At 46.0% G+C, this 26,319-nt stretch carries 25 protein-coding genes; 3 read left to right on the forward strand and 22 right to left on the reverse strand.

Features of this window, described 5'->3' with window-relative positions; translation table 11 throughout:
• Positions 1-2: 2 nt before the first annotated feature.
• From JK130_RS15095 to JK130_RS15195, 21 genes are all read right to left on the reverse strand, one after another.
• On the reverse strand, positions 3-3,491 hold the full coding sequence (locus JK130_RS15095) for a 6-hydroxymethylpterin diphosphokinase MptE-like protein (protein WP_218355165.1): 3,489 nt from the start codon (positions 3,489-3,491) through the stop codon (positions 3-5).
• 1 nt (position 3,492) lies between these two features.
• On the reverse strand, positions 3,493-3,804 hold the full coding sequence (locus tag JK130_RS15100; protein ID WP_218355166.1) for a hypothetical protein: 312 nt from the start codon (positions 3,802-3,804) through the stop codon (positions 3,493-3,495).
• A gap of 6 nt (positions 3,805-3,810) precedes the next feature.
• A complete protein-coding gene (fliS, locus tag JK130_RS15105; RefSeq protein ID WP_218355167.1) occupies positions 3,811-4,239 on the reverse strand; it encodes a flagellar export chaperone FliS in 429 nt (142 codons plus the stop codon).
• 17 nt (positions 4,240-4,256) lie between these two features.
• Positions 4,257-5,708 carry a flagellar filament capping protein FliD gene (fliD, locus tag JK130_RS15110; RefSeq protein WP_218355168.1) on the reverse strand — a complete coding sequence of 484 codons (1,452 nt, stop codon included), beginning with the start codon at positions 5,706-5,708 and terminating at the stop codon, positions 4,257-4,259.
• Positions 5,709-5,719: 11 nt separating this feature from the next.
• Positions 5,720-6,172 carry a flagellar protein FlaG gene (locus JK130_RS15115; protein ID WP_218355169.1) on the reverse strand — a complete coding sequence of 151 codons (453 nt, stop codon included), beginning with the start codon at positions 6,170-6,172 and terminating at the stop codon, positions 5,720-5,722.
• Positions 6,173-6,254: 82 nt separating this feature from the next.
• Positions 6,255-7,079 (reverse strand): flagellin N-terminal helical domain-containing protein, encoded by an 825-nt coding sequence (locus JK130_RS15120; RefSeq protein WP_218355170.1) that lies wholly within the window; start codon positions 7,077-7,079, stop codon positions 6,255-6,257.
• A 977-nt stretch (positions 7,080-8,056) separates the two neighbouring features.
• On the reverse strand, positions 8,057-8,890 hold the full coding sequence (locus JK130_RS15125; RefSeq protein WP_218355171.1) for a flagellin N-terminal helical domain-containing protein: 834 nt from the start codon (positions 8,888-8,890) through the stop codon (positions 8,057-8,059).
• A gap of 834 nt (positions 8,891-9,724) precedes the next feature.
• On the reverse strand, positions 9,725-10,561 hold the full coding sequence (locus JK130_RS15130; protein WP_218355172.1) for a flagellin N-terminal helical domain-containing protein: 837 nt from the start codon (positions 10,559-10,561) through the stop codon (positions 9,725-9,727).
• Between the two features lie 586 nt (positions 10,562-11,147).
• Positions 11,148-12,371 carry a flagellar hook-associated protein FlgL gene (gene flgL, locus JK130_RS15135; RefSeq protein ID WP_218355173.1) on the reverse strand — a complete coding sequence of 408 codons (1,224 nt, stop codon included), beginning with the start codon at positions 12,369-12,371 and terminating at the stop codon, positions 11,148-11,150.
• 6 nt (positions 12,372-12,377) lie between these two features.
• On the reverse strand, positions 12,378-14,444 hold the full coding sequence (gene flgK / locus JK130_RS15140) for a flagellar hook-associated protein FlgK (RefSeq protein WP_218355174.1): 2,067 nt from the start codon (positions 14,442-14,444) through the stop codon (positions 12,378-12,380).
• 22 nt (positions 14,445-14,466) lie between these two features.
• The gene (gene flgJ, locus JK130_RS15145) at positions 14,467-15,558 is read right to left on the reverse strand and encodes a flagellar assembly peptidoglycan hydrolase FlgJ (RefSeq protein ID WP_218355175.1); all 1,092 of its coding nucleotides are present in this window, start codon (positions 15,556-15,558) and stop codon (positions 14,467-14,469) included.
• Positions 15,558-16,670 (reverse strand): flagellar basal body P-ring protein FlgI, encoded by a 1,113-nt coding sequence (locus JK130_RS15150; protein WP_218355176.1) that lies wholly within the window; start codon positions 16,668-16,670, stop codon positions 15,558-15,560. Before JK130_RS15150 ends, flgJ begins: the two co-directional genes overlap by 1 nt.
• Positions 16,671-16,679: 9 nt before the next feature.
• Positions 16,680-17,360 (reverse strand): flagellar basal body L-ring protein FlgH, encoded by a 681-nt coding sequence (gene flgH, locus JK130_RS15155; protein ID WP_218355177.1) that lies wholly within the window; start codon positions 17,358-17,360, stop codon positions 16,680-16,682.
• Between the two features lie 12 nt (positions 17,361-17,372).
• On the reverse strand, positions 17,373-18,161 hold the full coding sequence (gene flgG / locus JK130_RS15160; protein WP_218355178.1) for a flagellar basal-body rod protein FlgG: 789 nt from the start codon (positions 18,159-18,161) through the stop codon (positions 17,373-17,375).
• A 44-nt stretch (positions 18,162-18,205) separates the two neighbouring features.
• Positions 18,206-18,949 (reverse strand): flagellar basal body rod protein FlgF, encoded by a 744-nt coding sequence (locus JK130_RS15165; RefSeq protein WP_218355179.1) that lies wholly within the window; start codon positions 18,947-18,949, stop codon positions 18,206-18,208.
• Between the two features lie 137 nt (positions 18,950-19,086).
• On the reverse strand, positions 19,087-20,472 hold the full coding sequence (flgE, locus tag JK130_RS15170) for a flagellar hook protein FlgE (protein WP_218355180.1): 1,386 nt from the start codon (positions 20,470-20,472) through the stop codon (positions 19,087-19,089).
• A 14-nt stretch (positions 20,473-20,486) separates the two neighbouring features.
• Entirely contained in the window at positions 20,487-21,173 is a 687-nt protein-coding gene (locus tag JK130_RS15175) for a flagellar hook assembly protein FlgD (protein WP_218355181.1), read from the reverse strand.
• Positions 21,174-21,195: 22 nt separating this feature from the next.
• Entirely contained in the window at positions 21,196-21,618 is a 423-nt protein-coding gene (gene flgC / locus JK130_RS15180; RefSeq protein ID WP_218355182.1) for a flagellar basal body rod protein FlgC, read from the reverse strand.
• Positions 21,618-22,025, reverse strand: a complete 408-nt coding sequence (gene flgB / locus JK130_RS15185; RefSeq protein ID WP_218355183.1) for a flagellar basal body rod protein FlgB — start codon at positions 22,023-22,025, stop codon at positions 21,618-21,620. The genes flgC and flgB overlap by 1 nt, the downstream gene beginning before the upstream one ends.
• 81 nt (positions 22,026-22,106) lie before the next feature.
• Positions 22,107-22,940, reverse strand: a complete 834-nt coding sequence (locus JK130_RS15190; protein WP_218355184.1) for a CheR family methyltransferase — start codon at positions 22,938-22,940, stop codon at positions 22,107-22,109.
• A gap of 12 nt (positions 22,941-22,952) precedes the next feature.
• The gene (locus tag JK130_RS15195) at positions 22,953-23,882 is read right to left on the reverse strand and encodes a chemotaxis protein CheV (protein ID WP_218355185.1); all 930 of its coding nucleotides are present in this window, start codon (positions 23,880-23,882) and stop codon (positions 22,953-22,955) included.
• A gap of 152 nt (positions 23,883-24,034) precedes the next feature.
• Here JK130_RS15195 and flgA point away from each other — a divergent pair, with 152 nt between their 5' ends.
• From flgA to flgN, 3 genes are all read left to right on the forward strand, one after another.
• Positions 24,035-24,811 (forward strand): flagellar basal body P-ring formation chaperone FlgA, encoded by a 777-nt coding sequence (flgA, locus tag JK130_RS15200; protein WP_218355186.1) that lies wholly within the window; start codon positions 24,035-24,037, stop codon positions 24,809-24,811.
• Between the two features lie 98 nt (positions 24,812-24,909).
• On the forward strand, positions 24,910-25,251 hold the full coding sequence (flgM, locus tag JK130_RS15205; RefSeq protein WP_218355187.1) for a flagellar biosynthesis anti-sigma factor FlgM: 342 nt from the start codon (positions 24,910-24,912) through the stop codon (positions 25,249-25,251).
• 9 nt (positions 25,252-25,260) lie between these two features.
• Complete coding sequence (gene flgN / locus JK130_RS15210; protein WP_218355188.1) at positions 25,261-25,689, forward strand: flagellar export chaperone FlgN; 429 nt, start codon at positions 25,261-25,263, stop codon at positions 25,687-25,689.
• A gap of 57 nt (positions 25,690-25,746) precedes the next feature.
• Here flgN and JK130_RS15215 read toward each other — a convergent pair whose 3' ends face one another.
• Entirely contained in the window at positions 25,747-26,217 is a 471-nt protein-coding gene (locus JK130_RS15215; protein WP_218355189.1) for an LPP20 family lipoprotein, read from the reverse strand.
• Between the last annotated feature and the right edge of the window lie 102 nt (positions 26,218-26,319).

The following is a 26,319-nucleotide window of genomic DNA, read 5'->3' on the forward strand; positions in this document are numbered from 1 at the left end:
TATTATTTTACCTCTTCTAATAGAGACTTGTTCTGTTGCCATCGCATTTTGAATTTTTCGGGGGTCAAAAGAGGCGTACTGAAATCTGAAGCATTGAGCTTGTTTATATAAGATAGCCGCTCTCCCAATACCGTTGTGTGACACTGAGAAGGTAGCTCTTCAGCCGTAAACCACAACTGATCAGTAGCACGATATGCATGAAAATTCTCAAAAAATTCGATATTCAGCAAACTTTCTTCTGGCAACGATTCAATACATCTTCCGAATAATGGAAAAACCACCTTGGGTGTCTGGTTTTCTATCGCGATATACGAAGCAGCAATAACTCTGGCTATATCATTACTGCTTACCGGATGCCCGGGTAATGTAAAGTCGCCGGGTAAAAAGACAATTCGGTGTTTTAGCCCATACTGTAATAACTTTTTAAGGGTCGAAAATTCTTTTACAACAATACTGTCTGCCTGCTCAACCATCGCGTCGCTGACGTCACTTTGCTCTAAATCATCAATAAACAAAATAGATTTTTGGTCATTGCTTGCTGCTGATGTTGTATTAAGCTCGCTATGGGCAAGATAGATAAACTGGGTAAGGTTACTCAGCCTGTCTGGCACAATGGTGAACTGCGCTGGCGTTTTGAACTTGTACAAGAACAGCTCAACTCTGCGATCTCGGGGATAACTCGATATCCCGTCAAAGTGAAACTGCGCCCGCGTTAACGCATGTTCGATATCATCCAGCGTACTGTTCCATTGTTCAGCAAGTGTATGAAACGCCTGCATACATAATGTATCGTCAGCAACATTAAGGGTCTTCATCAACGCGCTATTAATGTAATTCACCGTTCCGGTAAAATAAAAGTACAGCAGTGTTTGATGCCTTTTAAACGAGTCGATGGTGAATTGACGCTGCTTTTCTACCCATTGATGGGTCTTGTCGCGTTGAATAGGAACAGCCCTGACTAAGGCTTTAAATTCAGCAATCTCCGTTGCCAGAGTATCGCTGCAGTAGCGCTTATTAAAGCGTTCTTCAAAGTTGTCAGGCTCAATAATTTCAAAAGCTTCGCGTTTAAAATGCTCTAACGCCTCGTTAACAGCGTTTTTGCTGGTCAGTATGAGCATATCTTCAGGGGGAAGCCCATGCGCACCTGCGATTTTAGCACCATCGTTTAGATTATAAACTTCGACAGTACGTTCGGTTAAAGCCTGCTCTATTACCGATTTTGATACTTTAAATTCGTACTTTGTATTTACCCACGGCCGAAAATTTCCGGGTACCACCAGCGACGTATTGTTTTCTTTTGCGTAATCGTACACCTGCTCGCCGTTTTTATAATAGCCTGATGCTTTTGAATGATGGTGGTTTCGGTCTACAAAACCCATATCGGTGCCAAACAGATATAACTGCTCAAACCCGGCCTGAGTAATAAAATCAATCGCAAAGTTGGTGACTGTGGGATAAGCCTTACCCAAAATTGCCCAGGTATGTTTAGGATATAATTCGGTAACACAGACCGTGGCCGACTCGCCTTCTTTGAAAGCCAAAAACAGATCTTTGTACAGCCCGCAGGTGTCCGGATGCACACCATTACAGCTGATTAAACTAATTTGTTTTAAGTACTCAAAGTCGCCAACCCGGCATGCCCAGTCAAAAGTTGCCCGATTGGTTTCTATCTCGGCGTGAAAATGCGGGGTAATGCCGTTTCTGTGTAAGCTTTGTAGCGCGGTACCACAGGAGATAATAATAGCCTGATGTTGATGTTCTTTTACCAAAGGTAACAAGGTATCTAAAGACGGCCCGTTTCCTACAATAAAGACCGGAGTATCGCGCATTTCTTGTGACAATAGCGACTTTGAACACGCCTTTAAGATAGGTGTCTTTTGATTTATTGCCCATTTAGTGTGAGCGATGCCATAGCGTGAGTGGTCAAAATAATCGCCCATAGAGATTATGACTTTAAGCTGCTCACGAAGCTGAACTATCGCGCTGGCAAGAGCGTCATTATGATACCCTTGGTAAAAGTAAGTACTTGCTAACACATAAGGGCCGATCGTGTGAAATTGCAGCAGTAAATCCTGGACTAAATGACTGCCATCATCACCGATGTTTAAATAAATACGTCCGTCGTTGTCATCAATTTGTTTTAAAATACCGGCCCAGTCAATGGCGTACAACGACGCATAAAAATAGTCGCGATTAGGCTCACAAATAAATAGCTTTTCAACCTGGTAGTCAGCGTAAAGTGGCGGTAGCTGATACCCAACTCCCATACCAAAAATAATCATCGACTTAATAGTGTCGGGTAATTCGCCTTTGCTTTCTTCAAGACCATCCAGTACATGCTGTACTTTTTCTACCAGCTGATAATGAAGATAGTTTTTTAGTTTATTGCCGCTATAGCCCAATACCAGACTGTCTTTGTTTGGCCGCTGACTAAAGTTTTTTAAACTGGTCGCGCAATCTTCCCGGGGATGGTCACTGTAAAGCGCTGCCAATGTAAGTTTATGAAAAACGTTTACTTCGCCTTCGGCATTGGCTAAGGGCTGCCAGTGTAACGGCGTATAATCTTCAAACTCATTAGCGATGGCCGGAAAATAATGCTGAAATGCCGCTATGTTTCGGGAAAAACGTGCGCTATTTAAATGCTGTGACGACCAGCCAGTTTTATAATTGCAGCCCTGCCATATGCTTACGTAGTTTTCGTTGGCAGCATGTTCCACAGATCCGGGCATTAACTGAGAAAAATCTCGCCAGCTATGCGTGGCCAGCATTTCGGTTAATTGATTAAAAACAGGGTCAGAATAATGCTGAAATACGTAAAACCCTTCAAAACTGATATGGTCTGACAATTCACTTATATTGGCGCTTAACTGCGCGCCGTTTTGGTCAGCCTGTATATATATGCTGGTATTTTTGCTCTGAGCCTGCTGTAAAATTGCACTCCAGTTTGCTATGCCTAAAGAGTACTTCAGCCGGTCTGGCTCTGGTTCGTAAATAATTAAATGGCGTATATCAAACTGTTCAATCAGCTTTTCTATGTGGTACCCCAGACCCAGCCCTAAAACAACCAGCACGTCTATATTGTCATCTAGTGGCTGAGCGGCCCGATATCGCTGAGCAGCGCTGCTGTCCAAACCTTCTAAAAAATCTGGGGTAATGGTAGTCTGAGTATCAATAGTCTCAACCAAAGGCACGTACAACGGTGTTTGAGCAAACTGTTCTACCTGGCGGGCTGCTTCGGCTTGGGGGAACTCACTGTAAAATACCCGCCCCGATTGATAGTCAATCAGGTTGATTTCGCCGTGCTTGTTGCATAACAAAGAAACACTGGTTTGCGATGGTGCTTGCAGGTATTGCAGCAGATTTGGCATATAGCGTTTTAGCGCGTTAATATTCTGGCGCCGTCGACTGGCCATAAAATCAGCAGCCTGCTGCTCTACCTCATGTTGACGACTTTCCTCGCCTGCAACATGCAAATGTATGTTTTTAAGCATTTTATTTGTACTTTTTTATAGCACTTTGACTTCTTACAAAGTGACTTATGTCGTTCTTAGCAGAATTTAGCAATCCTTGGGCCAGGTCGTTTAACTGATTATTGACGCTCAGTTCAGCCTGAGCAAATTGACGACGCGAGGTGGCGTCAAGAGAAGGCAAATGTTGATTAATCAGGGTGTCACGTTGTCGAATAATCTGAAGCAATTTCTGAAATCGGGCTTCGTTTTCGGAATTTGAGTCTGCCAGTAGCGCTTCAAGCTGTATATTTAGCTGTTTTAGCGCTGGCGGAGTGAGCGAATGGTCGAGTTGCAAAATCTATTACACAGCTTGTCTTTTTTCGCGCTGAGCCGCGTACGCTTCTTGTTTTGCTGATTCAGGAATTTGAACCCACGCATCGCGGATAGGAGTCAATAAGCTGATGACTTCATCCAGCATACTAAGGTCGTTACGTACGTGTCCTTCGCTTATTTTTTCAATCATATAGTCATACAGCGCAAACATGTTTTGAGCTACTTCGCCACCAATATCTAAATCCAGCGTATCGCGCAAATTAATTAGAATTGCAGTAACCCGCGATAAAAACTCCGATTTGGCGACATAGTCTTTACGCTCCATCGCGCCTTTGGCAAAGGCCACCCGATCTAATGCGCCCTGCATAAGCATCAATGTAAGCTTATGCGGATCTGCATTCGCGATGTCTTCTTTAAGACTACCCTTGCGATAAGCATTAATACCTTTAAGTGCCATAAAAACTCCTACTTACCTTATCTTAATGAGGCCAGTAACGCCGAACCCGTTTGATTAAGCTGGGCCACGGTCTGGTCAAGATTTAAATATTTATCTCGTAATGTTTGTTCGTAACTGACCATGCGTAACTCAAGGGTTTCACGGTCGTCATAGATTTCTTCGCGGCTATCTTTAGCCGATCTTTCGCGTAAGCTTATAAGACCACTTGATGAAGAATATTGGTCAACAAACTCAAACAAGCGAACCGCTATGCCTTCTTTCTCGTCGGTAAACAACGCCGAAATATCGTCATAAGAGTCTTCCAGTGCTTTTTTGAGCCGGTCTTCACCCGAGCCCAGACCGAAATCAGAAGAACCCACTTCCATTTTGCCGTCAGAATCAATCTCGATACCCAGCTGGAACAATCCGCCTAAGGCTGAGGCACCGACACTATCGCTGACAATACCGGCCAAACCGCCCTGGATACCTCTTAGCAGTGAGTCTCCCGCTAAAGCGCCGTCATCTTCAAGCTCGGATTCACCATACTTTGTCAGCTTTTTAATTTCATCAATAATACCGTTATAATCATCAACGAATTTACGAATCTTTTCTTCCAGGCCTTCCTCGTCAAAACCAATATTCAATGTTGAAGCAATGGCTTTACCTGTGGTGTCTAGAGGCGAGACTTCTTTTGCTTCGAAAGAGACGTTCTGTATGGTGTTTTCAAACTTATTGGTGTCGCTTTCTACCGCAATGCCATCAATGGTAGCCCGCGCATTTTGTGCAGACTTTACCGGCGCTAAATAACTGGCTGTCTCTGTTGAATCTGTGGTGGCCAGCTTGTTTAGTTCGGCTAAATTGTTGTCGTTAACAATGGATAAATCGTTACCGGTACCGGTAATTTCAGAAGTGAACACCAGCTTAGCACCACCAGCGGCAGTGCCGGTATCAATAATATTGGCATTTACCCCAAAATTGTTAGCATTGTCATTAATAGCTTCGCGTAGCTGAGCTAATGTCATACCAGCGGTCACGTTGACTGAAAAACTATCGCCTGTACTGCCTACTTTAAATGTCAGCGACCCGCTACCCGTGCCCAATACACTTTCATCAGATGAAGCAAAGCCCCCGGCGGCTGCGTCGGCGGTTTCTATGCGGCTACCAGAAGCAAGTTGTTCAATAGCCACTTTGTAGCTACCGGTGAGCGCCGAGTTTGACGCCTCAGCGGTAAATAATTCGGTTTCTTCTTCAGGATTGGTAATGGTCGGCTCGCGTCCACCCAAATCACGGTCGGTTTTAAGCTCCTCGACAGTATCGCGAAATTCTGACAACTTAGACTTTATCTGGCCCAGGCCCGAAATTTCAGCTTCAATTTTTTCTTCGCGAGCATCGAGCCGGGCGGTTTTAGGTGTGCGCTCGGCATCTAGTAACTGTGTTACCAAATCATCCAGCGCTAAGCCAGAACCTACACCCAGTGATTGAATAGACATGATTTACCTCATCATACTTGGTTGTTAATCAACACCCCAACCCGATTGCCAATATCTTGCTGCAAGTCTTTAATTCGCTCGGCAAGCTGCAAAACTTCTTCGGAAGGAATTTGCCGGATGACATCGCCAGACTGACTGTCGGTTACCGTAACCACAGCACGTTTTGTTTCATCGTCGACCGAAAATGCTAAATTACGATTTTGAACCTGCAAAAAATCTTCAACCTCCTGCAGCGCTACGTCGATATTTGCATCCTGCTTTTCGCTTAACTCTTTATCGGCCAACTCTGCACTTACTTGAACATTTTGTGCCGCTTTCTGGTCTGTAGTATTTTGGGTCTGGGTATTGCTGTTATCAGCGGCCAAAGCAGCCTCTGGTTTTGCTGGTTTAGCTTCATTGTTTGTCTCGCTACTTAGTCCATTAAAAGCAAAAGACTGGCCAGTTTGTACTGAAATACTATTCATTTTTTTCCCACTCAAAAACAAAAAAGCAGGCTCTGACAAAAATCAGACGCCTGCTATGGTTGTTATTGCTATTGGGTATTGCTTAGCCCAATAAAGACAACGCAGTTTGCGGACGCTGATTTGCCTGGCTCAATATCGACACTGAAGCCTGCTGAACAATCTGATTACGAGTTAGTTCGGCGGTTTCGGAAGCAAAGTCTGTATCGCGAATACGTGAACGCGCAGACGACAAATTCTCAGAAATATTGCTTAAGTTACGAATCGTCGACTGGAAGCGGTTTTGCAATGCACCTAAATCAGCACGGGCACCGCCAATCGTAGAAATAGCCGCATCAATGTTGGTCAAAGCTGTACTGGCACCTGATTCAGTACTGATATTTACCGTATTAACACCCAGCCCGCCAGCACTAAAGCCACCACTGTTTTTAATGGCAACGTCAATGGTCTGTCCAGCTTCAGAGCCCACCAAAAATTTGGCAGAGAAACTGCCCGTCAGCAAATCTACACCACCAAACTGAGTGTCAGATGCAATTCGGGTAATCTCTGTTTTTAACGCAGACACTTCTTTTTGTAGGGCCGCACGGTCTGAACTGCTGTTAACCCCATTTTGAGATTGTATGGCAAGCTGTCGAATACGTTGCAAGCCGGTGGTCACCTCTGACAAGGCTCCCTCAGAGGTTTGCGCCAAAGAAATAGCATCGTTGGCATTACGCACAGCCTGGTTTAAGCCCTGTACCTGAGAAGTCAGACGATCTGAGATTTGCATACCCGCTGCATCATCAGAAGCGCTGTTAATTCGAAAGCCTGATGACAATCTTTCAAAAGACGTACTTAGTTTAGAGCCTACATCAGACAATTGACGCTGTGCATTCAACGCTGACACATTGGTATTTACATATAAAGACATTATTTACCTCCTGGGAACCCCGGCCATTCATATGCCTGGATTCAATCCTTTTAAATATCTGATTTTCGGGTCACTACTCCCAAAAACCGACCTCATAATGGCACAGCGAATGACTTCACTAACTACCAGTTAAATTACCCCTCAACTAAAGCTATCGGCCAAAGCTTTAGAAGCTTTAATTTATTTGTGGATTTTTTTCGAAAGAAAACACAAACCTTTGTATTTAAACAACATAATAGGTTTAAAAATTTTGTAGGTAGCACTATTTAGGTAGTTCAATACGGGTTACTGGTATCGAATCAAGTCCGATTACTTAGCTGAAACATGCAATGCAGAAGTAAAAACACTGCCGCTTTTAGACGTAGTCTTACCTATGAATAAAACGACTTCGTTTAATAGGATATGAGTTATCACGTGTAAGCGGGCAGGTATATGTCGTTGTATTAATAATGAGAGCGGCAAATTATCGCCGGTTTGCTGTCTGAATTTCACCATCAACAAGCCTTGAGCGGCAATTATGGCAAGATTGCTGTCAGATATTTGACATCCACCAGAACGAACAACTGGGGTCTCTGTTACTTTTGATAAAATTTATCCGAGCCAGCAATGCGCTGTATAATGTGGAGGGTGGGGTAATTTTGTCCCATCTGGAAGTTTGAATGGCAATGCGGCATTCGCTGCCACTAAAATTGGCATCAGGATTGCTAATCATTTGGTAAGCGTGAAAGAAATAAAGATAAGAATAAAAAAAGCCGGGGCAAGACACCCCGGCCAATTTCTGCTCACGTTAGGAGATAGAGCAAAAAGCGTTTCAAGTCGGCTGGCAGGAAAATTAGTAGAAAATAACTGGCCTCTCAACCACATCTTCTACACTCTCAGTACTGTTAGTCGGCGTTTTATTTAAAGGTGCGGCCCTGGTGGCCGCCAACCTTTACCGGGCTGGCCTCTCAACTCCTTCCCAATTCTTAAATAACTTATTAACCACCTAATAGTGACAGTGCAGCCTGCGGACGCTGGTTAGCCTGCGACAGCACGGTGGTGCTTGCCTGCTGTAAAATCTGATTACGCGTTAAGCTTGCGGTTTCTGTTGCAAAATCAGTATCGCGAATTCGAGAGCGAGCGGCAGAAACATTTTCTGAAATGTTGCTCAGGTTACGAATGGTTGATTGGAAGCGGTTTTGAATAGCACCCAGGTCTGCCCGTTTTGCATCAATAACCGAGATAGCTGCATCAACGGCTTTCATCGCTGCCGACGCGCCGGCTTCAGAGGTTATATCAAGGGTGTTATCCCCATTATTTAAGCCCTGAAAGCTAAAACCGTTTGCACGAGACATATTCACACTGATAGTTTGACCGGCATTTGCGCCAATCAAAAATTTCGCAGAATAGCCACCGGCTAATATATCAACACCACCAAACTGGGTTGTATTCGCAATTCGACCAATCTCAGCTTTTAACGCTGACACTTCTTTTTGTAGCGCCAGTCGATCGGATGATGAGTTAATACCGTTTTGCGATTGAACCGCTAGCACACGAATACGTTGCAATGCAGTAGTTGACTCTGACAGTGCGCCTTCTGCGGTTTGCGCTAATGAAATACCATCGTTGGCATTTCTTACGGCCTGATCAAGACCCATGATTTGCGAGGTCATACGGTCAGAAATTTGCAGACCAGCAGCATCGTCTTTAGCGCTGTTGATTCGAAAACCTGATGACAAACGCTCGAACGCCGTAGACAGGTCATTGCCTGAGTTAAATAACTGACGCTGGGCATTTAGTGATGAAACATTAGTATTTACAAATAAACTCATGGGACTCTCCTAACTCATTAAAAAAAGCGTCTTTTATTATTTTTATTTACGCTTACGATTTATCAAACTTATTGGCACACTGTGTGCTTCGTACTCTTTGTCAGAGTTAAATTTCTGACACTCTTACCGGCTTGCCGGTCTGAGTTTTACACCGTGGCACACTACCCGGTGAAAGCTGACTGCAGGTCTGATGTTTCCAGACCTCACCTCTCACTACCTCCTGGCTTCATTCCTGCCAGTCAGCAACCCCGTTATTCAGGCCAGACTATCCCCTGCCGATAAAATTCAGCATGTTGAGCTTCGTACTGTTAATGCCCAAAGGCGTTGTGAGATTTACTTTTGCAGTAAACCCGCTGCGTTGTTAGCAGCCAGAAGATTTGAAAAACCTTCTGTCAGAGGCTTAACACACCGTATATCCATAGTGTCTCAGCTGGGTGGTTTGCCACTCATTACCCGGTTATACACACGTTCTTGTTTAGCCAGACGATGGTGCAATCTTTCCTAACGATTTTAAAATTACAGACATTATTATTATTGTTAAGTCTGCGTGCTGCGGTGCTTTTTTATTATTATTGCTACCTGTTCAGCTTATTTGGCCCGGGCTTTTTTTTATTGTTCCCAGTGCCTTATGTTTTATGTATCGTCATAGGATAGAAATTTCTTTAGTGTTTTTTTGAGTAATTTGAAAAACAATTTAATTTCAGAAGGTTAGGGAGATTTTTAGACACGAAAAAGGCCGGATTTTTCCGGCCTTAAAACAAAAATATGAGTTAACGTAAGATGATACCGAAGTTCACTACCCCCTGGCCTCATTCCCACGCTGTGGGGTCATGATTAACCCAGTAGTGACAATGCCGCCTGTGGACGCTGATTAGACTGAGACAATATGGTGGTACTTGCCTGCTGAATAATCTGATTGCGGGTTAGGTTAGCTGTTTCAGTAGCAAAGTCAGTATCACGAATACGTGAACGAGCTGAAGAAACGTTTTCAGAGATGTTGCTCAGGTTACGAATAGTCGACTGAAAGCGGTTTTGTAGCGCACCCAGGTCGGCACGCGCGCCGCCAATGGCAGATATCGCTTTATCCACTTTACCTAGCATGGCAGAGGCTTTAGCTGCTGTATCTACACCGCCATCAATACCCAGGCCACCTGCACTGAAGCCATTAAGACCATCAATGTTCTTAGCTTCCAGGTTAACTGAGATAGTTTGACCTGCGTTTGCACCAATCAAAAACTTAGCTGAAAAGTTACCGTTTAATAATTCTGTACCACCAAACTGGGTATCGGTAGAAATACGGGTAATTTCTGTTTTAAGGGCCGATACTTCTTTTTGAAGTGCGGCGCGGTCTGCAGATGAATTAATACCGTTTTGCGACTGTACTGCCAGCTGACGAATACGTTGTAAAGAATTAGTGGTTTCATCAAGCGCGCCTTCTGCCGTTTGCGATAATGAAATCGCGTCATTGGCGTTACGCACTGCCTGATTCAGACCTTCAATTTGCGAGGTCATACGGTCAGATATTTGCAGACCCGCAGCATCGTCTTTGGCGCTGTTGATTCGAAAACCTGAAGATAGACGTTCAAAAGAAGTATTTAATGAATTGCTTACATTGGACAGCTGACGCTGGGCATTCAATGAGGATACATTGGTATTGACGAACATAGACATAAGTCTCTCCTACACTCTCAGTCCAGCAAAAGCTGGCAGGCCGGGTTTATATTCCGGATAATTTAAAATTAGTAGTCATCAAGTACCTGAGGGGTATTTGACTAACTGGCTCTCTCAGTAATCTTATCGACCCGCTTACCGTTCCCTTTAGGAAAAAAACAAACAATTGCCGCCGAACCGGCACAACTTTGCCGCCTCACTACAGGCAAGGTATTATTTCTAATACATTTTTTTGCAAAGGAAAATTTGAAAATTGTTTTGTGAATTACTTAAAAATGTCTTTTATATCGATGTGTTGGCAATAAAAAGAGTAGAAGAAAAAAGTGGATGGCCGGGTAGGATAAATAAGTTCTATTTCACTAAAAATATCAGAAAGTAGAAATAAAACCTTTTAATCAACAGGTTATATAAATTCAGGGGATAGATACGGAACTAGAAAAAGCCAGTGAAAGGGTATTAAAAATTATACATATTGTTTGATTAAATATGTTTATGGACAGTACAGAATAACATCATTGCAGCACGCCAGAAATCAGCGTTTTGTAATTGAATTAGTACTGCCAGACGATGCTTTCGGGTATAACCCCTAGATATAATTGAACAAAGATAAATTAGTTACTTTAGGGAACGTCGCCAAAGCTGCATTTAATGCGGTCTCTTGTTTGGCAAATTCGGCAGAGGCTTCGGCGTAGTCGGTATCTTGAATTGCTGAACGTGCCCCCTTGGCAGCAAGTTCTAAATCAAGATTGGTTTCATATACCGACTCAGCAATATTTAGTCGGCCACCAATAGAGGAACGCTCTAATGCGACTTTTTCAAGGCCGTTGTCGAGGCCGTTAAGCGCATCGCTTATTGCCTCATCGATATTCTGCCCGTCTATACTTTGTGTCAGAATTTGAGATAGATCGTGCAAGGTCTCGGGTAAGCTGGTTTTGGTGGGCTGATCAAGAGAAAACGACACGGTGTCACCAGTAACTGCGTTTAAATTAAAGCTCATGCCTTTTATGGTAAAAGGGGTACCAGAAGCAAAATCTACCGTCTCTACGACCGTATTGGTACCGGTATTGGTCAGCTGTGCCTGACCCGAAGCCAGAATTTCCAGCTCGTAATTATTGTTTGCCGGAGTTACTGCATCGTAGTTTGATTTACTGAAAGCATCAAACGCTGATTGTTGTTCGATGGTGGCAGAATTAACTGTAGTACCCGGGCTATTGCCCGTAATGGCAAAGGTACGGCGTCCTTGAACATCAGCAAACAAATCCTGACCACTCACCGTGCTTCTTACGCTGACCCCATCAGACAACTTGACCTGATTTTCGCCACTGTCTCCATTAAAAATGACATTTTGGCCGCTACTGGCTTCATTTAAACTAAATGCCGGAGTTTGCGACTGATAGCCGGCAAAAATGTAGTCGCCGTTCGCATTCTGAGCATTCATCAGCGCAATAACTTCATCACGAATTTGCGCAATTTCAGTACCTATAGCCCGCTGATCGGTGGCCGACATTGCCCCTGACCCGGCCTGAATAATTAACGTGCGCGCACGAGTCACTGAATCGTTGATGCCGGTAAGCACAGCTTCTTGTTGTTCCAGATTATTTTTTAACAAATCATTGTTACGCTGGTACTGGTTTAGATTATCCAGTTCTTCGGTCAGTCGCACCACTTTTGCCGCCCCCACCGGATCATCCGACGGACGGTTAATACGCTTGCCCGTAGACAACGCTTCCTGGGTTTGGGTCATTTCACGCTGATTTTCCATTATCGCGCGAATGTTTTGATCATAAAGCTGACTGGTCGAAATACGCATAAACAATTACCTGGCGGCTGATAAAATAGTGTTAAACAACTCTTGGGCAGTACTGAGAATACGCGCCGCAGCAGCGTAAGATTGCTGAAAACGCACCAAATTGGCGGCTTCTTCGTCCAGACTCACACCTGAGACCGAGTCGAACCAGTTTTCAGATTGCTCTTTCATTGCTTCGGCCGCTTGCAAAGAAACATCAGCGCTGGCTGAGTTTTCACCGACACGGCCCACCAGCGTTGAAAACGAGTCATGTAGCGAGCGTTTCGGGTTGGTAGACTGATTACTTAATTGTACCAAATCGGCTTGCTGTAGCTCAGCCATTTTTATCGCGTTGGTATTATCATCAATACCATTTGTATTGTAGACCAACTCAAAACTATCGCCTGGGGCCGGCCGCCCAGAAAGACTGAAGTCGTAACCCGGGTAGTCAGAAGCATACCCTGCCTGACTTAGCAGTCCCGCATAATCCCCGTCGGTAACAGTAACGCTGGTTAATGTATTGCCGGCACTGTCTAATACATCAAACGTATTTTGCGCCGTAAACTGCACTTTTACCGGCGCAGCGCCAGGTGCGCCTGCCGGTGTCGCCAGCCCCTGGCTACCGTCAAACGCAGACTCTGCGACCCGTGTATTGGTCACTGTGACTCGAGCAGCGCTGGCCTCACCCAGGTTATTATTACCCGGCTTCACGCGCACCGGTGCGGCAAAAGCCAAATCTTCCGGGCGGCTTGTGGCCAGACTCAAATCGGAGGCAACCGTTTTAGTGGGTTGCAGTAAAAACTCATTGGCAGAATCGTAGCCGCCACCGCTATCAAATTGGACCTCAACCCCGCCTGGCAATTGGGTGAAGCCGCCTGCGGTCACGCTAATACCGGTTTGTTTTACCGGATTACCGTTAATATCTGTATTTTTGGGAGAACCATCGCCATTAAGTGCGGTTACGGCAATTGATGTTGGATTACCCGCTGCGTCGACCGTTTCTATTTCTATTTTGTAGTCAGCATCGGTAACCTCTGTACCTTTGCCAGCAGTGAAGCGGGCATCTACTGCTGGCGGTGTGGCTGCGTCAGACGGATAAGGCAATGCGGTAAATTCTGGCAACGAAAATATATTGCCGCCCAGTTGCATGTCTAAATCCATGCCCAACTTATTTTGAGTGTTCATAGCGTCAGCCATAGCCACCGCCATTTGACCGATGTCGCGCTGAGCAGAGCCCAATACTTCATCTCTGAAACGAAACAATCCGCCCAGGGCCCCGCCTAACTGCTCTTCAGTAATACGTACCGAAGCCTGAGGTTTGTCGTTAGCAACATTAAATGCCAGTTGCAGTTGTTTGGTGTCAGTGTCAGGACCGCCTGATAATTCAAATAAATTAAAACCGCCATTTTCAAGTACCAATGATTCGCCGGTACTTAAGTTCACAGCCTTACTGCCATTGTCGTTAGTACGCACTTCTACTGACACCAGCTCGGCTAATTGGTTAATGGCTTTGTCGCGCTCGTTCAATAAACCATTAGGTGCGCCCTGCGGATTACCGCGATTTAGCAATATGGTGCGGTTAAGTTCGCCGATATTTTGTATCAGACTGTTGGCTTCTTTAATTTGCGAGGTAAATTCGAGATTCAGGTCTTCTTCAATAGACTCCATATATTGTGAAACCGTACTCATACGTCGCACTAACCCTTCGGCTTCGCCCAGTACTGCTGCCCGTGAGGCCAGATTAGTAGGATCATCAGCGGCTGTTTGTACTGAGCCAAAAAACTGACTAAGACCATTCGCGATAGAATTGGCTTCACTGGCCAGCAGGTTATCAATAATGCCCGATTTTTGACTGTATGCCTGCATTTCACCCACCGCAGTAATATCGCGGCGCAGCTGGTTTTGTGCAAAGACATCAACGACCCGTTCGGTCGTGCTTTGACCTACCCCGGCCAGCAACGTATTGCTGAACTCGGTACGCTCACGCACATAACCGTCGGTATTTACATTGGCAATATTGTTACTGGTGGTCTGCAAAAGCTGGTTGCTTGCATTAACCCCGCTACTGGCAATTGAGAATAAATCTACAGGTCGCATAATTAACTTATTCCTTCACACATTATGGGTTAAAACTGGCCAGCGTATTGCCTTGATAGACACTCATTAATTTGTCTGCGTACGCGGGATCGGTGGCATAACCAGCTTGTTGTAAAGACTGGTAATAAATTTTGGCATCATGGCTATTTTGTACTGCCTGCTCATAGCGCGCCCCTGATTTAATAAAGTCGACATAGTCATTCATCGACTCAGCAATAGAGTCATAAGCCCTGAAGCTGGCTTTTTGGCGTGCAGCCACCCCTTCAGAAAACTCCAGGGTATCAACCACTGCTTGCTTACCCTGCCACTGATTGTTGGCTTTAATACCAAACAAATTGTATGACGGAGCCCCATCGGTACCGTGAATTACCTGCTGGCCCCAGCCTGTCTCTACCGCTGCCTGAGCAATAATTGCTTTGGGGTCAGCACCAATTTTTTCAGCCGCTTGCTTTGCATGCGGATACAGCGCGGCTACAAAGGCTTCTTTGTCTGACACAATGGGCGCTTTAAAGGCGGCAGGCTTTGCCGTTACAATGTCAGAGGCTTTGATTTCAGAAGCCATAGTGCCATAGGCTGGAATTCCAGAAGACAAGGCTTCAGAAGCCGCAGATTTAAAAGCCGGACCTTTAGTCGCTGTACTTTCACCAACTATTTCATTAAAAGCAGTGCCTTCAAATGCCACAGCCTGTTCAGGGCGCGCAGGCTGTTGCTGATTCATCTGTAAACTTAACGATGACAAATTACCGTCGCTTCGTATTGCACTGGCTGGGGTGTAGTCAGGGTTGTTCTGGCCAAGCTGCTTAACAATAATATCGGCTAAGCCCATGCCGCCATTAGAGGTCAAATCTACCGCCAGTTGTTGATCATGCATATCACGATAAAACTTAACCTGCTGCGAATTAAACGGGCTGTTTTCATCAGAAAGTGCATCCTGGGCCTTACGCATTGATTTGAGCATCATTTGCACAAAGATTGACTCGAATTGCTGCGCAGTTTCCTGAAGTGCCTCTTTGTCCTGGCCGTTGGCAATAGCTTCGCGCAAAGAATTTAAACTGCTTAAATCATTTGCGTTGCGCGCCATATCCAGCTGACTACGGGTAGGTAAACTGTCCATTAGATCACCACCAGCTCACCACGTAAGGCGCCAGCCTGACGAAGTGCCTCAAGAATGGCCATTAAATCGCCCGGGGCTGCGCCCACCTCGTTTACCGCTCTGACCAGTTGGTCTAAGGTAACGCCAGGTTCAAACTTGAACATACGACTGTCGGCCAAATCAACATCAACGATAGACTGCGTAGTGACCACGGTTTCACCCTGCCCTAACGCATTGGGCTGCGTTACCTGCTGGTTTTCAGAAATAGTCACCGTAAGCCCGCCATGGGTGATAGCAGCAGGCAGCAGTCGAACATCCTGGCCAATAACGATAGTGCCGGTTCGGCTATTTATTACCACCCGTGCCGGGGCCTGACCGGGTTCAAATTCAAAATTTTCAACAGCGGCTAAAAAGCCCACCCGCTGGCCAATATCGCGCGGCGCTGTAACCCGTACCGATGCTGCATCTAGCGGGGTGGCTATGCTATAGCCCTTTTCAGGCTGTGCGCCAAGCCGTTCGTTGATGGTGTCTGCCAGTCGCTTGGCAGTAGAAAAATCGGGGTAATGCAAATTAAGCGTTAAGGTATCCCCATTAGCAAAACCAGAAGGCACTGACTGTTCGACCAATGCACCATTTGGAATACGGCCTACGGTAGGCGTATTGATAACAATTCTTGAGCCGTCCTGGCCTTGCGCGCCAAAACCGCTGACTACCAAACTCCCCTGCGCTACCGCATACACTTTACCGTCGACCCCTTTTAAAAAGGTTTGCAATAAGGTGCCGCCCTGTAAGCTGCTGGCCTCGCCTACCGAAGACACCGTGATGTCAATGGTCTGGCCGGGCTTGGTAAAAGGGGGTAATTCTGCATGAACCGCCACTGCCGCCACATTTTTAATTTTAGGTTTGGTATTTGGATCCAGGCTAATACCAAAATTGGTCAGCATGGTGCGAAAACTTTGCTCGGTAAACGGACTTTGCTCACCGGTACCTGGTAAACCCACGACCAGACCATAGCCTATGAGCTGATTTGACCGAACGCCTTGAATATCGGCAACATCTTTTATGCGTTGGGCCTGCAGGTGACTACTAAATACTACTGTACACAGCACTACCCATTGGCAAAAAATCTTCATGATGATTCCTTAAAACGGCCATAAAGAGGAGGTAAAAAACTGGGTTAGCCAGCCTTTTTCCTGGGCGCGAGCAAAACTCCCCGTGCCGCTGTATTGAATGCGCGCATTCGCTACTTTTGTCGAGGTAATTTCATTTTCCGGGCTAATATCGGCCGGCCGAATAATGCCGGTCAGCCGAATGTATTCATCGCCCTGGTTAAGCGTGAGCCATTTTTCGCCACGGATAACCAGGTTTTGATTGGGCAGTACGTCAACCACAGTAACCGAAATAGCGCCACTGAGGCTGTTTCGCTGATTGGCCTGGGCATCACCTGAAAAATCGCTGCTTGCGCCCACACCCAACTGAATAGACTCACCGCCGATATTAATTGCCTGCCCGCCCAGCCCGGTTATGGGCTGAACATTTACACCGGCATCTTTAGAAGTGGTAGTTCCGGCCGACTTAGTCGCCGCGGTATTTTCTTCCAGCGATACCGTAATAATATCGCCCACCCGACGGGCTGTGACATCTGAGTACAGACTATTTGCCATATGCGGGCGAAACAGTGCGCCATCTTCAGCAATATGTTCGCGAGGAATATCGGGAACCACCGGCGCAAACGACGGATCGTTCGCCTGAACCGGTGGCTCGGGTGTGCTGTTACACCCAGCCAACCACACCGCCATAGAAATAATTGCAAGACTACGCATGATCATGTTCCGTTATAGCTGCTGAATAACCTGACCAAGCATTTGGTCAACCGATGAAATTACTTTGGAGTTCATTTCATACAGGCGCTGGCTTTCAATTAAATTAACCAACTCTTCGGTAACATTAACGTTAGAGGTTTCTAACGTGCCTTGCGACAAACTACCTAACCCCTGTAACCCAGGAATTCCTTGAATTGGTGCCCCACTGGAAGCGGTTTCTACAAACAGATTCTGGCCCGTAGGCTGTAACCCCGTGGGGTTAATAAAGTCAGAAATGTTAATTTGGCCTAATACCTGGTTTTCAGCCTGTCCACGCGTCGTCACCGACACTTCACCATCTTGAGAAATGGATATTTGCTGCGCATCTTCGGGCACAGTTATCTCAGGCTGCAGTAAATAGCCTGCGCCAGAGGTCACAATTTGCCCCTGATCGTTTAACGCAAACTGACCATTTCGGGTATAGGCAATCGAGCCATCTGGCTGAAGAATTTCAAAATAACCTTTGCCCTGAATCGACATATCTAAGGAATTTTCAGTGGTTAACAAGTTGCCCTGGGTATGCGCTTTTTGGGTGGCCACCACCTTTGAACCGGCACCTAGCATCAATCCCGAAGGGCGTTCGGTATCGGCCGAGGATCGTCCTCCTGGTTGATTGATGTTTTGATACAACAAGTCTTCAAATACGGCGCGATCTTTCTTAAAGCCTACGGTCGAGGCGTTTGCCAGGTTGTTAGAAACCACGGCCACATCGGTCTGGGCTGCGTCTAAACCGGTTTTACTAATCCATAACGCTGGATGCATAACATACTCCTCAGCCGGGTTTTAAGAGGCTGGTTACAAAAAATTTAAAGAATTCTTAGCAGCATATTGCCGCGGCCAGCCAGCTCATCAGCTTGCTTCATCAGTTTGACCTGCATTTCGTAATGACGCTGCAAACTGATCATGCTGACCATCTCGTCTACCGCGTTAACATTTGAGCCTTCTACCATGCCCGATCGCACCTGTACCGTTGCATCGGCAAACGGCACACTGCCGTCTTTGGTTCTAAACAGCCCATCCTGGCCGCGTTCAATGCTATCAAGCTGTGGGTTGACTAACTTCAGGCGGCCCACTTCCTGTGAAACGTTTTCGGGTGCACCTACCGGACGAACAGAAATAGTGCCATCAGAGGCGATGTTGAGATTATCCAGCGGCACCGGCAGATAAATAGGACCGTTATCACCTAACACGACGTTTCCGTGCATGTCTGTCAAAACTCCGTCAGCTCCCATCTGAAAACTACCATCGCGGGACATGGCTTGCTGCCCGTTGGCATCTTGCATGGCAAACCAGCCTTTACCCTGAACCGCCACATCAAGATCGCGGCCGGTTTGCACCATTGCGCCGCCTTCGTAGTTGTTTGACGGACTTTCGGTCATCGCAAAAACCCGGGTCGGCAAACCTTCGCCGTAAGCCGGCATACTTCTGGCCTGTTCCAGCTGGGCTTTGAAACCGGTAGTTTGTGCATTAGCCAGATTATTGGCGCGCACACCAGTGGCCAGCAGGTCTTGCTTGGCTCCGCTTGCGGCGATATAAAGAAGTTTATCCATGACTGACTTTTGACGTTTTTAGGTGTAGATAAGCTTAGGATTGCAAGGGCAGTGCCAAGGCTACGAAAGCGGTAGATATAAAAACGAAGGGCCGCAAAAGCGGCCCGAAAGGTATTTGAAATTAATAGCTTAAAGAACTATCGAATATTCAAAATTGTTTGGTTAAGCTGGTTGTTTACTTCCAATGCACGTGAATTGGCCTGGAAGTTTCGCTGAGCGATAATCAGGTCAATCAGCTCGGTGGTCAGATTGACGTTGGATTGTTCAAGAGCCGAAGAGTTGATATCACCAAAGGTACCGGTGGTAGCCTCACCCGCTAACGCTTCACCCGACTCAATGCTTTCTTTCCACTGCGTACTGCTTTCCTGAGTTAACCCCTGCTCGTTAGCAAACCGAACCAGTGCTACACGTACAATCGGCTCTGAGGTACCGTTTGAAAAAGTCGCTCTTACCAGGCCGTCCGGGCCAATATCAATACCGGTCAGACGTCCCACTGGCAAACCATCCTGTTCAAGCGAGGTTACTTCAAACGATGAGGCAAACTGAGTAGGCTCATTAGGTGTGGCGTTATTAGGATCTAAGTTATAGTCGATAGCGATTTGCTGAGTTTCGTCTGATCCGTTCGACAATATATTCTGACCCAAAGCCTGCGTTACTATTTTGTTGTCTGCCCGAGCAACACCATCTGGAGCTTCAATACCGATAAAATCGCCGCCAGCGCTAAACTGTAATTTAGCAGCCGATACTGCGTTACCAGTAGCTGTACCCATAGAATTGGCGGCTAACGTAGGATCAGAATTTGTGCCATCTGAATTAACCATATTAACCAGCTCATCATCAACGGTGGTAGCCACATACCATTCGTTTTCGGCTGTTGGCGCGTTGTCTTTAATGTAATAGTAAGTCATTACATGACTGTCGCCCAACGAGTCATAAACGGTTACCGAGGTTGCGGCGTTGTAGGTAAGCGGATCTTCAGGGTCAAACTGCGCCGGGTCTAGCGCTACATCACTAGCGGGTAAATTCATGCGCAAATCTACTTCAGTGGTTTGCTGGGGCGAGCCAGAAGAGTCGGGAATTCGCACAGGCTGAGACGTGCTTAGTGCCACCGAAGCACTGGTACCGTCGCTGTTTACCGGAAAACCCAGTAAGTTGTCACCACTACTATTAACGACGAAATTGTCTTCATCTAACTTAAACTGACCCGCGCGGGTAAATGAATAATCACGCGAGGTGATCTCAGACACCGTAGCAAAAAAACCATTACCTGTTACGGCCAAATCCAGGGCGGTGTTGGTAAACTTTAAGCTGCCCTGTGAAAATTGCTGAGCCACTTCCTGCGTCAAAACACCGTTACCCACTTTTGTTTTGCCGCCGGCCAGCAAGGATGATGCATAGACATCGCCGAATTCGGCGCGTGACTCTTTAAACCCTGCCGTGTTGACGTTGGCAATATTATTTGCGGTTACATCCAAATCTTTTTGTGCGGCCGAAACACCGCTTAGAGCAATACTAAATGACATTTTTCATTCTCCTGCTAACTGCCAATTTGGATGACGTCATCAAGACTGATACTCACATCACCATCCAAATTTAAAATTACGCCTTGACCACTGCCTGCCAGGCTAACACTGCCCACATGACGGTTTACCGCAGTGGCAATGGCAACGCCTTCACCATTGGCAAGACCTGAAGCGCTGACGACATATTCACCGGCCGGCATAGGATTACCTGCGGTGTCGGTTCCGTCCCACTCAAACTGAATATTGCCCGGTGCCTGGGTACCGGCGTCAATAGATTTCACAATTTCCCCGTACTGATTAGACACCGTAATTTTCATGTCCTGAACACTTTGGTCATTTACCACAACACCGCCAAACCCAGCACCTTCGCTTTGCATATAACCAACGTTGCCTTCAACCAGCACATTCTGTCCAATCAGACTAGACGCCTGTAAGGCCTGGTTTGAGGTCATTGAGGCGGCAAAACTACTGAATTTCTGGTTTAAGTCAGTGATACCCTCTGCCATTGAGAAAGACGTCATCTGCGCGACCATTTGATCGTTATCTACCGGTTTGCTTGGGTCCTGGTTGGCCAATTGCTCGGTCAGCAATGAAAAGAAGTCTTCCTGAGACAGCTTTTGCTCACTGCCATCAACCACTTTGGTTTGTTCTTCCTGCCAGTAGAGATCGGACATTAGTCCGTTGTTGTTCACTGAGTTCACGTGATGTTCCTTTATTTAAGGTCTACTGACCCTGACCAAGCTGCAGTACCCGCCGGAATAACTTCTTGGTAGTATCTGCAACCTGAACATTGGTTTCATAGGATTTTGAAGCTGACAACATGTTTGCCATTTCTTCCACCACGTTCACATTCGGTTTGTAGATATATCCATCAGCATCGGCCATCGGATTATTCGGTGCGTACTCAACATTAAGTGGCGTGTTGCTTTCCACTACCCCTTTCACTTCTACGCCCACGCCTTTAGATTGTTCTTGCGTCGCATGTTGCAGCGCGGCTGAAAAAACCGGATAACGGGCACGATACGTATCGTTTTCGCTGCTACTTACCGTATTAGCATTAGCAATATTACTGGCGGTGGTATTCAGGCGAAGATTTTCCGCTTCCATGCCTGTGCCTGAAATATTCATGACGTTAAATAAGCTCATTAGGCTTGTCCTCCACTTAACGCTTTCTTCATACCTTTAATTTTGGAATCCAGAAACTGTATAGACGCCTGATAACGCATGCCGTTTTCTAAAAATGCATTACGCTCGGTCTGAACTTCTACAGTGTTACCATCGCCGGTATCTGGCTGATTAGGAATTCTGAACTGCACATCAAAGGGACTGGTGCTGGCGGTACCGCCCATATGTTTGTCGTGGGTTCGTACCATAGATGACGATTGCTGGCCGGTTTGCGCGGCAGACATTGCCTGTTTAAAATCAATATCTCTGGCTTTGTAGCCCGGGGTGTTAGCATTCGCCAGATTACCCGCAATCACTTCCATACGATCTTCTCGTATGTTCACCGCGTTTTGATGAAAACTAACCAGTTTGTCCAGATTGATGGCCATAATTGACACTCCTCATTTGCACACTGACTTGTGCAAATGAGGTGCCAAAGTTTTTTTGACGTTGGTGAGGTCTTTGAATTTTCAGGATTTAAGTTGGTAGAACAAGCCTGGAGAGCATTTTTCCATAGAGAAAAGCGCACTGGCCGGGCCAATAGACTCTGACGCTCCGAGGAAAAGAATGCCGCCAGGCTGCAGCTGAGCGGCAATTTGTTGCAGGATACGGTGTTTAATATCCGGGGCAAAATAAATCAGTACATTACGACAAAAGACTAAATCGAACCGGCCCAGCCCCTCATAGCTGTGAAGCAGGTTTAAAGAACGAAAGGTCACCATTTTGCGCACTTCGGGCTTGAGCTGAAGCTGGCCGTTATCGTGAGGTTTAAAAAACTGATTACGCCGCTGCAACGATAAACCGCGGGCAAGCGACAACTCATCATAAGTGCCTGCCTCGCATTTACTCAACATGTTTGATGATAGATCGGTGGCAACTATTTCTATGCCCTGGGCAAAGGCGCCGGGTTTTTGCCGTTGGTATTCCAGTATCGCCATGGCAATAGAATAGGGCTCCTGGCCAGACGAGCATGCCGCGCTCCAGATACGAATTTTTTTATTTTTGGCAGCCAGCGCTGGCAATACCGTTTGCTTTAGCATGTCAAACGGGTAACCGTCACGAAACCACAACGTTTCGTTGGTGGTCATAGCGTCTATGGTACTTTGCAGCAACTTACGCTGTGACATTGATATGACCGCCTGAATTAAATCGTCCATACGGTCAAAGTCGTACTGATGCATCAGTGGCGATAAACGACTGCGAACCAGGTATTGTTTATTGTTTCCCAATACAATACCGCACTGCTGTTCTAAAAACTGGCTGAACTGGTGGTATATCGGGGCAGATACCTCTTTTTCTTTCAAGCGTTTTTACCCTTACTGAGCTTCAACCAACCACTTTTGAACCGCAGTGGCTAATTCATCAGGGTGGAATTTAGCAATAAAATCATCGGCTCCTACCTTTTTAACCATAGCCTGATTAAAAACGCCGCTTAGTGAGGTATGCAATACCACATGCAAATTTTGTAACTCCGGGGTGTTTTTAATTTCGGCGGTTAAGGTATACCCATCCATTTCAGGCATTTCTATGTCAGAAACCAGCACGCCAACTTTGTCGGTGACATCGCCCGTTTCGGCGGCAATTTCTTTCAGACGCTTTAATGCTTCCAGCCCGTTTTTTGCCAGTTCAATTTCCAGACCCAAAGCCGTCAGGGCTTTTCTTACCTGACTACGGGCAACCGATGAATCATCAGCAATAAAAATAATTTTCTCTTTATTATTAACCTGCTGAGTAAGAGTAGATGCAACTTCAGGGCTCACTTCAGCATTAAGCGGTGATATTTCGTTAAGAATTTTCTCAACATCCAGAATCTCTATCAGCTCGTTGTCCATTTCGGTAACCGCGGTTAAGTAGCTGGCACGGCCGGTCCCTTTTGGCGGGGGCATAATGGCATCCCAGTTGGTATTGATGATGCGTTCAACCGCGCCTACCAGAAATCCCTGAACCGAGCGGTTATATTCTGCAATAACAATAAAAGCGCTTTGCAGATCTTCAATTTTGCGCCCCCCGGTTGCCATACTCAGATCAATAACCGAGATGGTTTGGCCCCGAATATGAGCCACACCCCGAACCAGCGAATTTTGCTTTGGTATAGAGGTTAAAGGCGGACACTGAAGTACCTCACGAACCTTAAATACATTAATTCCGAAGCGCTGACGCCCGTTCAAACGAAATAGTAACAACTCTAACCGGTTTTGGCCCACCAACTGGGTGCGCTGATTCACCGAATCAAGAATACCTGACATACATCACCTCAAAAAAAATAAAAACTGGGCATGATCATTGCGTTTGTACAGCCACAATGCCTTTTGACTTGAAATCGCCAAAAAAGTGACACAGCGGAGCATTACCCACTATTACTAGCATAGACAAAAGAAGCTCAAACGAACACGAATATATGAACTCATTAATTATTATATGGCGCTCATCTTTACGCCGGATATTCTGGATTACTCTGTGCCTGCTTATTTCAGGCACGCCGGTTGTTGCTGCCACCAATAATGGGACTGGCAAAATAGCCACTGCAACGAGCCCAACAGGTCAAAAAGATAGCAGCAATCATGATGTTGTCCAGCGTGGGGTCAAAAACTATTTACAAACCCGGTTAAAGAATACGCAAAGTGTTAATCAACTCACGATTGATGTAACTGATATCGACCAGCGGATTCAAATCGTTAACTGCCCGGGTGGTTTTAATTATCATGCAGCCGAAGAATCGTTAACCCAGGTCTATATTTCAGTGAGGGTCAGTTGCAATAACAATCAATGGTATTTGTTTGCTAATGCCCGTATTTTACGTACCCAGCCGGTGGTGGTTACCTCGTCGATGATAAGCCCCGGCACGGTGTTAGATATTGAGAATTTACGGGTGGCTCAGGTTGAAACTAACCGGTTGCGCCATACGGCTTATCACTCTACCGATGAGCTTATCGGGGCGCGGATGAAACGGCGGGTTCGCCAGGGCCAGCCAATTCAGGCCAATATGCTATGCTTTATCTGCAAAGGCGATCGTATTACTATTAGCGCCGAAGTTGGTGGTATGAAAGTGCGCACCTCGGGCATTGCGCAGCAAGATGGTGTGATTGGTGAGAACATCAAAGTAATCAACGCCAGCTCCAAAAAAATGGTGGTTGCCGAGGTTGCCAGTACAGATGTGGTGGTAGTTAGACTTTAATAGGTTATACTTCTGTTTATACGTAAATTAGCACTAAAGAACATTTATACACTGCCGATAACTCTATTGAGGTGAAACAAAGGTAGTGGAATCAAATTATGGCAATTAATAATAATGTGAATAATAACGGGGTTAATAAAACGCCGTTAGACAATAACAAAGTCGGGTCTCAGCAAAACCAAAACCAGGCTGCCGTGCAGCAGCAAGCGACAAATAAATCGCAAACGGTTGCGGCACCGCGCCAGGACTCGGTTTCATTGACACAGTCAGCCCAGCAACTTTCTCAGGTACAGAAGAAAAGTGCTGAAGCGCCGGTCGACCAGGAAAAAGTAGATAAGCTGAAAAAAGCTGTCGAAAGTGGTTCGTATCGCGTAGACCCTGAATCTCTGGCGCGCAAGATTGCGCAGTTAGAATCACAGGTGTTTGGCATAAAATCATAGGAATAACTTATGCAGTCTCTTCAGTCAGCCCTTGAACAACAGAATTCTCAGTTAGAATTGTTGGCTGCTCTGTTAGACCAGGAGCTACACCTTATCAGCACGCGTAATGCTGAAGATTTAATGAACCTGTTGCAAAAAAAAGAACAAACCCTGGACGCCATCCAGGAATCCGATGCCTTTCTCAATAAGCATTATCAGGTTCAGTTAGCCGATACGCAGCCGCCTGAAGAGGTAGAAAAGTTAACTACCCAGGTGCGTAAAACACTAGAACAGTGCCAGTATCAAACCCAGATAAATCAACGGGCGGTTGAACAAGGCCAGCTCCGTTTGACGCACTTGCGTAATTTAATGCTAGAAGTACGCGCGAAAGAGTCGTTAACCTACGATAAAAGCGGCAAACCGAACTCAGGTCGCTCTGGCTCGGGTATTCAGGCTTAGTTTATTTAATACGCGGCTAGCTAGTCGCTTTTCATTGGCTAGCCGTTAGTGGCGAAATCAATAATAGGTGACTTTGCGCACCCGCTTGGGTTTTGCTGTAGACAAGTAAAGATCAAACACCCGCTGCATATCTAACTCTAGTTCGGTCACATAGGTGTCTTCACCTGCCGGATACGCCTTAACCACCCGCGCACCGCGAATAACTCCTTCTACGGTACTTTGTAACTGGCTATCGGTCATAACCATGTTGGCCACAGTCTGCTCGCCGTTAATACGTTGTCCGTACACCTGCTCTGTCAATTCTCGGTATGCATCTAACTTTGATGCCTTTAACGCCATTATTTCGCGCTGTGACGGGGTCTCTCCTTGTTGAGGATGAATCGGTGCATACCCAATAGCTTTTAATACAGGATATTGCTCTGGCTCTATCGTTTCCCATTCAACGTGTTTGTTAAATACAGAAGTACAGCCACTACTCAGCGCCGTCGTCACCACAGTGACACATACAAGCTTAACGATTTTTTTCATGGGCTACCTGCCAGCAAGTTATAAAATGCCGACGGAAAAATTTTGCTACAACAACAAAATATTGTCGGTTGTTTAGTCAAAGGCAAAGAACGTGCCTGAAAA

It is taken from the genome of Alteromonas lipotrueiana, from assembly GCF_019249245.1.
Classification (GTDB): Bacteria; Pseudomonadota; Gammaproteobacteria; order Enterobacterales; family Alteromonadaceae; genus Alteromonas; species Alteromonas lipotrueiana.

Bases quoted from the DNA above. Each gene is read 5' to 3' on its own strand.
- JK130_RS15095 (WP_218355165.1), bottom strand. From the start codon at position 3,491: ATGCTTAAAAACATACATTTGCATGTTGCAGGCGAGGAAAGTCGTCAA.
- fliS (WP_218355167.1), bottom strand. From the start codon at position 4,239: ATGGCACTTAAAGGTATTAATGCTTATCGCAAGGGTAGTCTTAAAGAA.
- fliD (WP_218355168.1), bottom strand. From the start codon at position 5,708: ATGTCTATTCAATCACTGGGTGTAGGTTCTGGCTTAGCGCTGGATGAT.
- JK130_RS15115 (WP_218355169.1), bottom strand. From the start codon at position 6,172: ATGAATAGTATTTCAGTACAAACTGGCCAGTCTTTTGCTTTTAATGGA.
- JK130_RS15120 (WP_218355170.1), bottom strand. From the start codon at position 7,079: ATGTCTTTATATGTAAATACCAATGTGTCAGCGTTGAATGCACAGCGT.
- JK130_RS15125 (WP_218355171.1), bottom strand. From the start codon at position 8,890: ATGAGTTTATTTGTAAATACTAATGTTTCATCACTAAATGCCCAGCGT.
- JK130_RS15130 (WP_218355172.1), bottom strand. From the start codon at position 10,561: ATGTCTATGTTCGTCAATACCAATGTATCCTCATTGAATGCCCAGCGT.
- flgL (WP_218355173.1), bottom strand. From the start codon at position 12,371: ATGCGTATTTCGACCAGTCAGCTTTATGATCAAAACATTCGCGCGATA.
- flgK (WP_218355174.1), bottom strand. From the start codon at position 14,444: ATGCGACCTGTAGATTTATTCTCAATTGCCAGTAGCGGGGTTAATGCA.
- flgJ (WP_218355175.1), bottom strand. From the start codon at position 15,558: ATGGACAGTTTACCTACCCGTAGTCAGCTGGATATGGCGCGCAACGCA.
- JK130_RS15150 (WP_218355176.1), bottom strand. From the start codon at position 16,670: ATGAAGATTTTTTGCCAATGGGTAGTGCTGTGTACAGTAGTATTTAGT.
- flgH (WP_218355177.1), bottom strand. From the start codon at position 17,360: ATGCGTAGTCTTGCAATTATTTCTATGGCGGTGTGGTTGGCTGGGTGT.
- flgG (WP_218355178.1), bottom strand. From the start codon at position 18,161: ATGCATCCAGCGTTATGGATTAGTAAAACCGGTTTAGACGCAGCCCAG.
- JK130_RS15165 (WP_218355179.1), bottom strand. From the start codon at position 18,949: ATGGATAAACTTCTTTATATCGCCGCAAGCGGAGCCAAGCAAGACCTG.
- flgE (WP_218355180.1), bottom strand. From the start codon at position 20,472: ATGTCATTTAGTATTGCTCTAAGCGGTGTTTCGGCCGCACAAAAAGAT.
- flgC (WP_218355182.1), bottom strand. From the start codon at position 21,618: ATGAGCTTATTTAACGTCATGAATATTTCAGGCACAGGCATGGAAGCG.
- flgB (WP_218355183.1), bottom strand. From the start codon at position 22,025: ATGGCCATCAATCTGGACAAACTGGTTAGTTTTCATCAAAACGCGGTG.
- JK130_RS15195 (WP_218355185.1), bottom strand. From the start codon at position 23,882: ATGTCAGGTATTCTTGATTCGGTGAATCAGCGCACCCAGTTGGTGGGC.
- flgA (WP_218355186.1), top strand. From the start codon at position 24,035: ATGAACTCATTAATTATTATATGGCGCTCATCTTTACGCCGGATATTC.
- flgM (WP_218355187.1), top strand. From the start codon at position 24,910: ATGGCAATTAATAATAATGTGAATAATAACGGGGTTAATAAAACGCCG.
- flgN (WP_218355188.1), top strand. From the start codon at position 25,261: ATGCAGTCTCTTCAGTCAGCCCTTGAACAACAGAATTCTCAGTTAGAA.
- JK130_RS15215 (WP_218355189.1), bottom strand. From the start codon at position 26,217: ATGAAAAAAATCGTTAAGCTTGTATGTGTCACTGTGGTGACGACGGCG.